Source organism: Segatella intestinalis (assembly GCF_029348455.1).
Taxonomy (GTDB): Bacteria; Bacteroidota; Bacteroidia; order Bacteroidales; family Bacteroidaceae; genus Prevotella.
Genome location: NZ_JARJVV010000003.1, coordinates 161,082 through 175,521, shown reverse-complemented (window position 1 = coordinate 175,521; position 14,440 = coordinate 161,082). Strand labels below are relative to the sequence as shown.

The following is a 14,440-nucleotide window of genomic DNA, read 5'->3' as shown; positions in this document are numbered from 1 at the left end:
CTGTCTCTTTGATTAAATTTCCGTTCCATTGTTTGGAAATGTCTGTTCAAAGGCTTTGAACCGACATTCAAAGGCTCTGAACGGACATTCAAAGGCTTTGAACGGACATTCAAAGGCTTTGAACAGAGATTTTATAAGGCAAAGAAAACATTTATATAGTATAAGAGTAAGATTTCTGTGGGTTAGAAAGAAAATATTAGATGTTTGTTAAATAAAAAATTTAAAACAAGAAACAATGATGAACAAGATGTATTTAATGGGATGCATAGGCATTCTCGCAGCATCTGCCATGTTGAGCAGTTGCAGCAGTGACGACGAGGGTAATGGAGGTAGCACTACCGAGTACAAGTGGACTACCAATGGTGGTCTTAAGGCTTGCGACCACATTCTCTTCGAAACTGACAACAAGGAGAACGCCAACGGAACACAAATCGGAAACGGCGACCAGGAATTCGTTTTCACAGGCAAGCAAACTTTGAAGAAAGGCACTTATCTCCTCAAGGGATGGGTATATATCGCAGATGGCGCTGAACTCACCATCGAACCAGGAACGATCATCAAGGGCGACAAGCAAACCAAGGCTGCCCTCATCGCAGAGCGTGGCGGTAAACTCATCGCCAAAGGTACAGCCACAGAGCCTATCGTCTTCACATCTGAAGAAGCTGCAGGCAACAGAAAGCCTGGCGACTGGGGTGGTGTCATCCTCTGCGGCAAGGCTAAGAACAACCAGACACAGCAACAGATAGAGGGTGGTCCTCGTACACAACATGGCGGTACCGACGATGCCGACAATTCGGGAGCTTTGAGCTATGTCCGCATCGAGTTTGCAGGTTACCCTTTCCAGAAGGATAAGGAGATCAATGGCTTGACCTTAGGTTCTGTAGGTTCTGGTACACAGATTGACCACGTTCAGGTATCTTACTCTAATGATGATTCCTTCGAGTGGTTTGGTGGTGCTGTGAACTGCAAGTACCTCGTTGCCTACAAGGGCTGGGATGACGACTTCGATACCGACAACGGTTTCTCTGGCAAGGTACAGTATGGTCTCTCTATCCGCGACAGCAAGATTGCCGACACCTCTCAGAGCAATGGTTTCGAGAGCGACAACTGTTCTGACGGTGCTACCGTGGATCCTCGCACCACAGCCACCTTCTCCAACATCACCTTCGTAGGTCCAAAAGTTTTGGATGACAAGTTCCAGAACAATACAAACTATATCAACGCCGGTGCATACAATCCCAACAACGGTTCTGCCCTCGGCAAGTTCCAGGCTGCCATGCAGATTCGCCGTTCTTCCAATCTCAACTGCATCAACTCTGTAGCCTTAGGCTGGCCTATCGGCTTGATTATCGACGGTGAGAAGGGTGAAACAGTTCAGAATGCCAAGGACAAGAAGTTCAAACTCCAGAATGTTTATTTCGCAGGTATGGACGCGATAGGAACCGATGCCAACAAGAAGTATGAGGATTACCTCTACGATGCTGTCAACAAGAAGGACATCGACAAGAATCAGCAGTCATACAGCCACACCTTCTTCAGTTCAGAGCCAACCAACAAGTACTTCGCATCATGGACCTCACTGGTAGGTGCCGACGGTTACACTCCTATCGCTGGCAGCCCTCTGCTCAGTGCAGCATCATTCTCTGGCTGGACAGGCTTTGATGTAGTAAGCTTCATCGGTGCATTCGATGGCAGCAACAACTGGCTGAACGGCTGGACCAACTTCGACCCTCAGAACGCAAGATACTAACTAATCGATTCTTTTTTGACTATAAGTAGTTCTATGTATCGGGCATGGCGCAAGCGATTTGCGCCATGCTTTTTTGGAACTGTAACTCGAAGATGATTGTATTAACCATAGTGGCAACAAAGTTATGGATGTCCAACACAACAACTTAGTGACGGAAAAAAATAACTTGGTACGATTTGAGTGAAATTAGTCGAATATTGCAGATACAGAATATAAAGGATAATTAACAAGCCAATCCTGCTCTCTATAAGGTGACATGGATAGGCGCATACCTTTCAATCCCTGATTGCGCTCCACAAACACCCTCAGACTCTTAGCCTGCAAATTCTCCTCAGCCTTTACTTCTATCGGAATGATTCTTTCCTCATCCTGCACCAGGAAATCAATTTCACCACGTGAATTTTCTGCCGACCAATAAAAGTCGTCCTTAAAAGTGTGGAAAATCGCAAAAAGTCGTCCTTAAAAATGTATTTACAGCAGCCATTTCCAGACAGACAGCCCCAAAATGAAGGGTGAAGAGATTTGATGGAATAACCTATACATAGACTATTACTACTCGATTAATTATATAAAAAAGGCAAATATTGCTTATTTTCTAAATAAAAGCATTAACTTTGCATTTTATTCTAAAAAGTTATATATATATATATGAAAAAAATTGTTTTGTTAACAATGTTGCTTGTATCTACAAGCACATTCATGATGGCTCAGACTCCTATTGAGCAAGCAAGAGAAAAAGCCAAGGCTTTGATTAAGGGCGGTGTAACAGACATCAGCAAGATTCTCCCTAAACACGAATCAGATGATGACGAGGATGTTGATGATGATGACGATTCTACAATAGACCCATTAGAAGGAAAATCGGAAGAATACATCCGAGGCTTTAATGATGCCAGACGAAAGACTTATGAAGAGCAGAAAGCTTCATTTACGAAAGCTGGTATAGACTTCAATCAAACAGCTCTTAGTAAGCTCAGAATGGATTCTGTTGGTATCTATGCTAACATAGATAACAGTCTTGTTGCTATGAAGCATATAGACTTCAAAGAAATAGAAAGAACTGGATATATCAATCCGTTTAAAGACAAGGAACTTATCACGTTCGAAGGTAAGACTTCGCCTTATGCTTTTGTTGGTGGCAAGGCTACTTTTCGCATTTATTTCACGCATGATAGAAATAGTATCTCTGAGTATTATGATATGTTCTCCAGTGACTATAGCATAGACGATTTCTTTGTGGTAAAATTTAAGTCTGTAGGAAAAGGCAGACAAATGACCAGTGCTATTGTTCATTCCAACAGGATTGAAGGTGCCAAAGAAGATAAATCTGTAAAATTAGAAGTGAAAAAAGTTTCTGATAACGTTTATGACTTGACAGTAGAAGGACAGCCTGGAGAATACTGTCTTACTTACAACAATAAGCAAGGCAATACCAGTAATGGGATGAAGAACTCAGGCAGTAAGAAAGTCTTTGACTTCACCATTAAATAAATTGAGTTTAAGGGATGCTCCGATTAGTAGCATCCCTTAAATAATTCTATATAGCGAGTATTATCAGTAAATTAGTATTTATCCACGTACGGTTATTAGTAAATAGCGCCGCAGAATTATTAGTATTTACCACGTAAAGATAGCAATAAATTCTGATATTCAAGATGATACGTTATATTTTTAAAAGAGTTTTTATTGGTCTTGACATTCTGCTTTTCTCTAAAAGGAAAAACAGAAAACGTCAAAATATAACCTAAATTAATTTGGTGACGCGGCGTTTTCTTCGTATCTTTGCCGCAAATATGCGGCGTTTTTGGATAAATAATGCCGCAAGAGTATAAAAACTTCGTTATTAAGATTATTGCATGAAAAAACGACATAACAGAAAAAAACGCATGGCACAATATGCCATGTATGCATACTGTTTTTTTGCGATTCTTTCACTCGTAAACACGGTTTGTGGAAGTCTTGGTGCTGCAGTCAACATTCCATCCATCTTACTCACCATCAAACAATGGGTATTAATGCTTGCCACCATAGCATTATGGGGAACATTCCGATTAATACAACCAAGAAACGAAAAGTTGCTGCGACGTTGCTGCGAGGTGATGGTATTTTACTATGTGTTTTCATTCGTCCTGTCAATATGTTTTAAGTTCAACCTAATACCCATGACACAAAATGGCTTGATAACCAGGACTGCAACTATCCTCACTTGGACAGAAAGCAGCATCGGCTTGCTCTCTGTCATCGCATCACTGATTGCCGGTTGCCATTTAGGAAGAAAACATAAAGGAAGCATGCACCAACTGGGCACAGCACTTATCCTGGTTTTCATCGTATGGCTGATATGTGTAAACATCCTCCCAACCACTATATTTTATCTATTGGGAATCAGTCATCCAACAGCCTTCACCTGTGTCAATATGTTCTCTGCTTTTTCCAACACACTCGTTTATATATACGCATACTATAGAATGTATCGCACTATAAACAACTGATTACGATTTAAGAAGTAGGATTTATTCAGCCTTCTATTAAGCCACAGGTTGGTCATCTATCATGACCCCAAAAGGGAATAAGAAGTGAAAAGAATAGCAAAAATCTATAAAATATCTGTTTCTTTTGGTAGAGTCTTTAAATAGCCGTATCTTTGCACCATAAAAACAGCAACAAGATGGCAAAGATATTGATTATAGAAGACGATTTGGCATTTGGAACCATGATTCAGACATGGCTCAGAAAGAAAGGTTTCGAAGTAGAGAAAGCCACATCGGTTGGTGCTGCCTTGAGGTTGTTGCAGGAAGACAGCCAGCGCGATCTGATTCTCTCTGACCTCAGACTTCCCGACCACGACGGACTCACCACACTGAGATGGCTCCACAAGCAGGGCCTTCACATTCCCTTTATCGTCATGACAAGCTATGCAGAGGTGCAGAACGCTGTGCTCGCCATGAAATCAGGAGCCAATGACTATGTGGCTAAACCGTTTCATCCCGATATCCTGTTAGAGAAAATCAATGAGGCTATCAAGCAAGCCTCATCGGCACCTGTTCCGGCAAAATCTCCTGCCACACCGACTCAACAAGAACCCCCTCAGCAAACTACCACACAGCCCGACGAAGACGAGGCGCCCAAATACATAGAAGGCAAGAGTGAAGCCTCGCAACAGCTATATAGATATGTATCACTCGTAGCACCTACCCCTATGTCGGTACTGATACTCGGAGCAAGCGGCACAGGCAAGGAATATGTGGCGCATCGCATACACGAATTGAGCAGCCGTGCCGACAAGCCCTTCTTCGCCATAGACTGTGGAGCCATACCAAGAGATGTAGCTGCATCCGAATTCTTCGGTCATGTGAAAGGCGCCTTTACTGGAGCCGAACAAGACAAGAAGGGAGCTTTCGAAGTAGCCAACGGAGGAACACTCTTCCTCGACGAGATGGGAAACCTGAGCTATGATGTGCAGGTGCAACTGCTTCGTGCCCTGCAGGAGAGAAAGATAAGACCCGTGGGAGGAACTAAGGAAATCGACATCGATATCCGACTGGTGTGCGCCACCAACGAAAACCTGGCACAGAGAGTGGCTGAGGGACAGTTCCGCGAAGACCTCTTCCACCGCATCAACGAGTTCACCATCTATATGCCCGAACTGAAAGACCGCGGCACAGACCTCTTCCTCTTCGCCAACCTCTTCGTCAAGCATGCCAACAAGGAGTTGGGACGCCACGTGCTCGGGTTCGACGACAAGGCTTCAGAGATGATTGCCTCGTACAGCTGGCCCGGCAACCTGCGCGAACTCAACAACGTGATGAAGCGTGCCACCCTGCTGACCAAGGGAAACTATATCGGCAGGACTGAACTCCAGCAGAGCATGAGTCATCTGCAACAACCCACAGAGACCTTGACTTTGCGGGATGAGCAAACCGAGTTGCAACGCATAGAGGCAGCCCTGAAAACCGCCAATGGCAACAAGAGCAAGGCTGCCCAACTGTTGGGAGTGGACAGAAAAACCCTCTACAACAAAATCAAGAAATATAATCTGTAGACCTCTGCAACTTCCTATAACACATAGCAAGGACGGACTGTAAACCCAATGGGGTTCATAGTCCGTCCTTGCTGTATGATAGCTTTTCTATCATGTCCCGACATCCTGTGCCAATTCCCCATTCCACAACAGACTTCCACAACTTTTTGGGGAAATATTCCACACTCTTTCCACACTTTCCACACTTCCCCACTTTTTGGCACAACCATTTCAACCACTGATTATCAAACACTTAGCAAACTTTCTTCATTTTTGGCACGCTGATTGTGATATTAGATAGTGAACTCGCAAACGAACTGAATGTTCAACAAGAGTTTCAACAGAGAATAATAAACAAAAATAGAATATTAACAATTTAAAGCATTACAATTATGAAGAAGTTATTTTTCGCAGTTATCGCAGCAGCATTCGTTTTCGTATCAGCAAACAACGTATTTGCAAGTAACAAAATGATCAGCACATCAGCTTACGAGCCAACTGATACAGTAGCTCCTGCCGACACTACAGAGACTACAACAGACTCTACAACAGAGAAGCCAGCGGAAGCATCTTTGGTAATGTCACTCAGCGACATCGAGCCAACTGACACAGTAGCACCAGCCGAGACTCCTGCTCCAACAGAGACTCCTGCTCCTGCTGACACAACAAATACTCCAGCCGACTCAACAGCAGAACAGGCTCAGTAAACCACTCCATCTTCAAAAAACAGTATACATGCAGCTTTTAAAATGAAAATATCTTGTCTTCTCTTCCGAAGGCAAGATATTTTTTTGTATTTTTGCACCATGATAAAAAACAATATTCCTCTCAAAGTAGCCTTAGGATATGCTGCCGTGGCTGTGGTGATGGCCCTGGCAGTAGCGCTCGTATACAGCAACACGCAGTCTATCCTGAACATCGACAAGGCTTCACGTGACTATACCCACAAGCGCAATATGGCCGACAGCCTGGTGTACAGCCTGCTCGACGTGAGCAACAACGAACGTTCCATCTATATGGAGACATCGGGAAACTGGGAGGAACTCAACCACTCCATCTCAGAAGCCAAGGTGCAGGCACTCAAACTCAAGGCGCTGGAAAAGGACTCCCTGCAGAAAGCACGCATGGACACCCTCGTCAGTCTGCTCAACCTGAAACAAGTCAACCTGAAGCAACTCCGGAGAGTGTTGATAGCCAACAATCATGAGAGCTTTCTTCACGAAAAGGTGAGCAATCTGAACAGCGGAAAAGACTCGGTAGTGGTGCACCCCAAGACTGCACAAACCCATGAGAACAAAAGGACAACCGTTGAGGTGGTGAAGACCCGAAAAGGCTTCTTCCGCCGACTCGCCGACGCCTTCAAGAAAGGCGCCACCGACACCATAGCCATACACAATGATGTCAACCAAACTACAACCGACTCGATTTCCACACCTGTCGACATCGCCGGAGAGGTGGCACAGGTGCTGTCGCAGATAGGACAGGAAGACAAACAGAACACACAGAAGAAGGAGAAAGCTGTAAACAAAGAGGTGAGCGACCTGCAGAAAGTGAACGCCCAGCTTGCCGAACGTACTTCCCACTTGCTCAACACCATCCGCCAAAGCGAGATGCAGTCCATGCAGCAGGCTTTAGGCAAAGCGCTGAATGCCCGCCGTTCACTCCTGTGGCAGATCACCCTTATGGCTTTGCTTGCCATGACCGCCGCCGTAGTCTTGCTGTGCTACATCTTCAAAGACACCAAGAAGGAACGCATCTATCGTGAGAACTTGGAAGAGGCCAACACCGAGATTCAGCGCATCATGAACCAACGCGAAAGACTCCTTCTTACCATCACCCACGACATCAAGGCTCCCGTGGCTTCCATTTCGGGCTTCATCGACCTGATGAGAGAACATGTGAGCGACGAGAAAGGCATGAACTATATCGACAACATAGCCAGCTCTGCCAGCCATCTGTCAAGATTGGTGGCCTCGCTCCTCGACTATCACAAATTGGAGAACGGACTGCTGGAACTCCATCCCACCAGTTTCTCGCCAGCCTCGCTCATTCAGCAATGCACCGAAGGCATGAGGATGCAGGCAGAGAAGAAGAACCTGGTGTTAAGTTCCTCTTATCAGGATAAGGCTGCCGAGCTGCAAGGATTAGCAGCCGATGCCGCAATCACCTATCAGGCAGATGCTTTCCGCATCCGTCAGGTGTTGGACAACCTCATCAGCAACGCCATCAAGTACACCGTGAAAGGAAAGGTTACTGTCACTGGCCTCGTCAAGCCAGCCCCATCGACAGGCATCTGCCACCTTATTATAAAGGTAGAGGATACGGGCATGGGCATGACTTCTGAGGAATGTCGAAAAGTGTTCCAGGCTTTCACACGTCTCAAGGACGCACAGGGCATAGAAGGCACAGGCTTAGGACTGTCCATCACCCATGAACTCGTCACTCTCTTAGGCGGACATATCAGTCTGCAATCAGAGAAAGGCATCGGCTCCACCTTTGCCATCACCCTTCCTATCAGGCAGAATCCTCCTTCCGTTCAGGAAGCATCGATGGGCGAAGCTGCCGAAAAGCAGCCGGCAAGTATCAGCGCCGCGGGCACAGAACTGTCATCAGCGAACCAGCAGCCCCTTGCCAACCATAAGATTCTGATCCTCGACGACGACCGTCTGCAGCTGCAACTGCTCCAGGAGATGCTGCACCGCAAGGCCAATGACGACTGGCAGATATTTGCCTGTCAGCATGTTACCGAGGCTCTTACCATTCTGCACAACGAGCAGCCCGCCCTGATGCTGATGGATATAGAAATGCCAGAGATGAACGGAACGGAGATTATCCGCATGATCAATCACAGCCACATGAAGGTGATTGCCATGACAGCCCACGACATCAGCATCAAGGAAGAACTGACGGAGGCTGGCTTCGACGACTGCCTGTTCAAGCCCTTCCGTCCTGAAGCCTTAGAGAGTTTGTTGGCTCCTGCTGCCCGAAAAGCTGCTACAGAAGAGCCTGCCGCTGAAGAAACAACTGCAGAAGAACCTGCCGCCGATGTATCTGTCCGTGAAAGGCTGTCTTCACTTTTGATCTTTGCCGGAGGCGACAAGGAAGCGGAGATGGAGATTGTGAAAACTGTGACGGAAGAAATGGAAACTTACCGGGAATCGTTGAACAAGTATCTGCCTGCTGCCGAAAAGGAAAAAGAGGCACAGGAGGACAATACACAGGCGGTACGGGTGGAACTCAGCCAGGAGGACAAGCAGAATGTGGCAAGAATCGCCCACAAACTGCAACCCATAGCCCAGATGATGCAGGCGGAATGTCAACAGCAGCTGCAGGCTCTCTCGCCCGAGCACATCGGCGAACAGGAAGACAAAAAAATCCGAGCATACATCCAGGCCGTATTCGACGACTTAGGAAATATGCTCGGAGAGTTGAGAAATATTCTTTCTGAGTAATCGTTCTTACAGTTCCACATTGTCTATGTGGAATTTCATCAGTCCGGCAGGCACCTTCACCATGACCTCATCGCCGGCTTTCTTGCCCAAGAGAGCCTGTGCGATGGGCGACTTGATAGAGATTTTTCCACTATGAAGGTCTGCCTCGTGAGGATTCACTATGGTGTAGGTCATGCTGCACTTATTGGCCACATTAGTAATCTTCACCTTGCTCAACAGTCCCACCTTGTCGCTTTGCAGTCGCGACTTGTCTATTACACGGGCATTCTCCAGAATCTTCTGCTTGAAACTGATTCTGCTCAACAGCTTGCCCTGCTCTCGCTTGGCAGCATGATACTCAAAGTTCTCGCTGAGGTCGCCCTTGTCGCGTGCCTCGGCTATGGCGTCACGCACAGCAGGCAGTTCCACCTTTACCATGTGTTGAAGTTCAGCCACGAGCTCATCGTAGCCTTCCTGAGACATATATTCCATAATGTTTTTTTCGTTTTGTTTTATTCTTCGGCGTGCAAAGGTACGGAGAAATCATGAAAAAGCCAAGACTTTGCCCGAGTTTTACGCAAAAAGACATAGGTTTAACAATTAGCAAGATTGCACTGGGAGGGCAGGCATCTTGACACGCCCTCCCCAGTGCCAACCTGCTAAATCGTAAGGATTTAAAAAGGGTGCATCAAAACCCACGTTGTGATGCACCCTTTGATAGATGAATAAAAATTATTGTTTACTTGATAACAACCTTTCTTGTTGTACCATCAGACATCTTGATGATGTTGATGCCCTTCTGCAAGGTGTTGATCTTCATACCATTGATAGTGTAGATACCATTTACAGCACTTGCTGATGGACGATTCTCGATGTTCTCGATGCCAGTAGCTACGCCATTACCCTTTCTTGAAATACCCAAGATGGTGATATAACCACCGCCACCATAGGTCTTTGTGAACTCTACATTCTTCACTTCCTTCGACTTATCAGTCTTCATAGTGTACTCATAGAGGCGAATCTTACCTGTATCGATATCGTCTTGGTAATATGGAAGGTTCTGCTTAGTGATAATACGACCCAAACCATATACAGCCTCGCTACCTGATGGAGAATCGGTATACCAATCCTGAGGAGTATAACGCTCATTATTGGTATGAGTATTGTCTGTGTAATATGCTGTAGCAACAAGACTTGCTTTACCATTTGCAGAGACAACGAGGAAGTAAAGCTCCTCACACTTCTCTGGATTTTCAAACTCCAATGTACCAGCAGAGAAGTTAGACTTAAGAGTGAGCGCATTCTTCTTACTAAAGTCAGCTATCTGGAACTGAGTTCCATTTGCTGTTGTTACGATACCATTGCTGCCACAAAGAGCACCTTCCTTCTGAACGCCCTCAGTATAGAATACCCATCCCTGGTTGTCGAGAATATTGTCAGAGAACTGTTTTGAAGGCTTGCCCTCAGCGATAACGTCAGCATTCCAACCTGATTTCACTACTACTGGAGCTACAGCTGGCATAGCAGCAGCAAACTGCTCATAAGCCTCAACCTCAGCCAAAGAAGGATAGAAGTATGGATTCAAGTTACAGATCACTGCGATATACTTAGTCTCCTCGAAGTCTGGCAAGATGTACTCCAACTCAGATACCTCACCCAGGTCAGAGAATGTCTTCACGCGAGTCAAGTTATTGATATCGTTACCTACAGCGATGCTAATCTCCTTGTTTACGATACCTGTTTCATCGTTATCATTTGTACCCTTGTTGTTGTTAGGGATGTGGATAGCAACCTTAGAGAGATTCCAAGACTTACCATCTGGAGCTGTAAAGATAGCCCATGTGTCATCTTTATGAGTAGAAGGATCCTGGATTACTTCAAGAGTCTCAGTAGCCTTGTCACCATCTGTCAAGCCAGGGATATCGTACTTGTCGAAAGCAACACCGAATCCACCATCACCCTTATAGTGACGAACCTCAGCAGTAGCACCTGTCAAGATGTTAGGCTGTGTATTAGAGTCGATGCTAATATTCACAACACGCTCCTTGTATGTACCACCATTATCTACTGTGATAGTGAGTTTCTCAACACCCATCTTCATACCTGCTGTTACAGGGATGGTGAATGTGCAGTTAGCCTGATCCTCTGTGATAGTACCAACCTTCAAACCAGCAGTTGACTTCACACGGCAAGCGAATTTAGGATCTCTTGGATCACCATTCAAGTCGTAAGTTACAACGATGTTCTGTGTCTCACCAGCGTTCATCTTCATCTCAGAAGAAGGAACCGAAATAGACATATTGTTGTCCTCAGAACCGAATACCTGGAACTCCCAAATACGGAGAGTACCATTAGCCTCAGGAATCAACTTCACATAACGTGCCTTGAAAGGAGGAATATAGTCATACTTGATGCTCTCTTTTACACGGTTTTCAGCATCAACCACTGTTGTCCAGGTCTCACCGTCGTTAGACAGCTGAATCTTATAGTTGTTGATCTGGTCAACACCATACTCAGGACCAGAGTTACCATCATAGATACAGAAACCATAGATACGATATGCGCTCTGGCAATCGAAGATAGCCCAACGGTCGCTCTGCAATGTACACCACTTACCGCTTGTCTCTTGTGGATAAACTTCACCATCGATAATCTTCCAAGGTGTCTCAGTACTATTAGTAGAGTTAGAGAATTTAACCACAGTCTTGTTCTGTACTACGTTGTAAACGGTTGCAGCGTCTTCTTTAGCAATAACGTCGATAACTTGCTTAGTGGTTTCAGATGTACCAACAACGTTAGTAACCTTTACAGTAACTTTCATCTTACCTGGCTTCTTAGCCACTACGTAGATTGTCTCCTCATTAGTAGCAGTACCTGGCTTGAACTCCAAGCCCTCTGGCAAAATCCACTCCCAAGCTGTAGGTCTACCTGTACCCTTAGCTGTGATATGTGTAGATTCACCTACTTCGAGGTAGCTCTTACCCAAAGAGAAGGTAACTACAGGAGCTGTACCCTTAGGATAGTTGAGCTTGATGCTCTTAGCAGGCTGCTGCTTCATATCCTTCATGACAGGAACTACTTCCATCTCGAGGAAATTATCTACGCCATTACGAACGAATGTAGGAACATAGAAAGCCTCGCCACGAGTCTGACCTACCAAAGTGCGCTCGCCATCTTCATGCTTCTTATAGATATCGAAGTGATCGAAGTCGTCGTTATAGGTATAATCCCAAGTCAAACGAACATCATTCTTTTCTGCACCGAGAGTAGTTGTAGATGCAAGGTTCTCAACGTCAACGCTTGCAGGAGCATAACCTGCTGGCAACACTGCGAGCTCACCGAGTTTCAACTGATAGTAAGGAACCTCTGTCTCACTCTTCATGTTGAGGGCAATCATATAGATGGTCTTGCCATTGAGTGTAGCCAAGTCATAGTCGGCGATGGTCCAACCATTCTTCTCTGTTACAGTAGCATCGTTCAGAGTTACGTCAGGAGTTGTAGAACTCTCTGTAGCCAACTTCATCTCAACAGTACCAGGAGTTGTAGTCTTGTAAACGAGACGGAGAGTACCACCTGCTGTTACAGGAATCATCGTCTTATAGAGACGCATGAGGTGATCACCTGTTGTCAAGCTACCGCTCACCTCAATGCTTGAACCATAGTTGTAAGCTTCTTCCCAGTTGATAGAAGCAGACAAGTTGCCCTTGTTCTCAATCCACCAACGCCATGTAGGCATGATGCTCTGTACACCACTATGATACCAGTCTTGTGTACCTTCTTTCTTGCCCTCTACAAAGCGGTGCTTACCTACACCTACGCAGAATGAGCTGACGAAAGGCATATTAGTGATAGCAGAACGCTCCAATACGCGGTTAGAAATACCAGGCCAAGATGTAGTAGATGTAACAGTTGGGTCACCCTCTTGGTTCACCCACATCATCTCCTCATTCTTAAAGGTTTTCTGAATAGCTGCGTATGCACTTGGACCTGTATCATCCTTACCAAGAAGGTTCTTTACGTTATCCTTCCAGATACGCTCCTCTGGGCAGAACAAGTCGATAGAACCTACGTGACCCGTTGTAGGCATAGACCTATTGAGATAATAACCGAATCCGGTATGACCGCTACTTACCACCTGGATACCTGCATAGATCTTAGAGAAAGTCTCCGCCTCTGTGCAACCAAGTGACGCTGCCTGACCACGATAGTCACCATTAGCTCCATACTCCAAGAACTGAGAAGTATTCTTATGTGACTTCAAGATGGTTGGACTTGGTGAACCACTCGCATTATACCACTGGATTTCCATGTGGGTATTGCCATCTGCATCAGCGAGTGCATTAAACTCTTTGATGAAACCAGCCCATTCTGAGAGAGTAGAGCCACCAGACTCCTGGTTGATAAACCAACCATCGAAGCCCATATACTTAGCGATTTCATACAATTTCTTGGCAAAGATGTAAGAGCCATTCTCCTTAGTAAGCATCTCGCGAACCCATGCTGAATTTCCACCGTAAGCATAAGGAGGGAAGAAAATCTGACCAAGAGACTTCACACCACTCTGGTGAGCAGCATCAGTAGATGGTGCTGGAGGAGGAATAATGATACCCTCGCTGGCAGAACCTGCCCAATAAACGAGTTTATCCATATACTGCCAATAAGTAGGCTGATAACCTAAGAAGTTGTTAGCACCCTGAGATGGGCAAGAACTACATGTAGGGAAAAGAATGGTAGCGTTACATACCTGTCCCTCATAGAACTGATTTGCATTGGCTTTCATCAAGGTAGGCTCCTTGAAGCGTTTTGCCAATGGCACCTTAGAACGGTTGAACTTAGCATTCTTGTCGGTTTCTGGCGACCAGTTCTTGATGTGTTCTGGATGCCAACATCCGCCATAAGGCTGCTGAGCACTTGCTGAAACTCCAAAAAGGAAGGAGAGCGCGACACTAAAAAGTCGATTTAGTCTCATACTGTTAGGGTTTAGTTATTAAATTTAGTATTTATGGGTAGTCTCGTACATAGAGTTTCTCCCAAAAAAGTTAGTTAATACGCTCTTATAACAACACCCAAACATAAACTACTTACTCAAAAATGATTTTTTTTTTATTTTTTTTTCGCATCCGCCTAAAAAAGGCAGCAAAGTTCACATTTTCAACATAATTAGGGAAAATAATCAGACTCCATAAATAGAAAAAAAGACCGCTACGGTATGCTTCTCGCACACCATAGCGGTTATTA

The 14,440-nt window shown here is 45.3% G+C and carries 8 protein-coding genes and 1 pseudogene; 6 read left to right on the top strand and 3 right to left on the bottom strand.

Annotated elements, in window-relative coordinates; all coding sequences use genetic code 11:
- Nucleotides 1-235 precede the first annotated feature (235 nt).
- Entirely contained in the window at nt 236-1,750 is a 1,515-nt protein-coding gene (locus P3T48_RS02840; RefSeq protein ID WP_443217159.1) for a beta-helix domain-containing protein, read from the top strand.
- A 186-nt stretch (nt 1,751-1,936) separates the two neighbouring features.
- Here P3T48_RS02840 and P3T48_RS02835 read toward each other — a convergent pair.
- Nucleotides 1,937-2,170: pseudogene (locus tag P3T48_RS02835) on the bottom strand (DUF4143 domain-containing protein); the annotation flags it as partial.
- A 228-nt stretch (nt 2,171-2,398) separates the two neighbouring features.
- Between P3T48_RS02835 and P3T48_RS02830 the strand changes: the two are divergent.
- The 5 genes from P3T48_RS02830 (at nt 2,399) to P3T48_RS02810 (ending at nt 9,223) form a co-directional block, all read left to right on the top strand.
- Nucleotides 2,399-3,241 (top strand): hypothetical protein, encoded by an 843-nt coding sequence (locus P3T48_RS02830; protein WP_276505554.1) that lies wholly within the window; start codon nt 2,399-2,401, stop codon nt 3,239-3,241.
- Between the two features lie 365 nt (nt 3,242-3,606).
- Nucleotides 3,607-4,242: a hypothetical protein gene (locus P3T48_RS02825; RefSeq protein WP_276505553.1), complete on the top strand. Its 636-nt coding sequence runs from the start codon at nt 3,607-3,609 to the stop codon at nt 4,240-4,242.
- Between the two features lie 176 nt (nt 4,243-4,418).
- Nucleotides 4,419-5,792 carry a sigma-54-dependent transcriptional regulator gene (locus P3T48_RS02820; protein WP_276505551.1) on the top strand — a complete coding sequence of 458 codons (1,374 nt, stop codon included), beginning with the start codon at nt 4,419-4,421 and terminating at the stop codon, nt 5,790-5,792.
- A 371-nt stretch (nt 5,793-6,163) separates the two neighbouring features.
- Nucleotides 6,164-6,478, top strand: a complete 315-nt coding sequence (locus tag P3T48_RS02815; RefSeq protein WP_276505550.1) for a hypothetical protein — start codon at nt 6,164-6,166, stop codon at nt 6,476-6,478.
- Nucleotides 6,479-6,577: 99 nt separating this feature from the next.
- Entirely contained in the window at nt 6,578-9,223 is a 2,646-nt protein-coding gene (locus P3T48_RS02810) for a hybrid sensor histidine kinase/response regulator (RefSeq protein WP_276505549.1), read from the top strand.
- Nucleotides 9,224-9,229: 6 nt separating this feature from the next.
- Here P3T48_RS02810 and greA read toward each other — a convergent pair whose 3' ends face one another.
- Both greA and P3T48_RS02800 read right to left on the bottom strand, forming a co-directional pair.
- Nucleotides 9,230-9,694, bottom strand: coding sequence for a transcription elongation factor GreA (gene greA / locus P3T48_RS02805; RefSeq protein ID WP_158462484.1), 465 nt, complete (start codon nt 9,692-9,694; stop codon nt 9,230-9,232).
- 247 nt (nt 9,695-9,941) lie between these two features.
- On the bottom strand, nt 9,942-14,171 hold the full coding sequence (locus tag P3T48_RS02800) for an endo-beta-N-acetylglucosaminidase (RefSeq protein ID WP_276505548.1): 4,230 nt from the start codon (nt 14,169-14,171) through the stop codon (nt 9,942-9,944).
- Between the last annotated feature and the right edge of the window lie 269 nt (nt 14,172-14,440).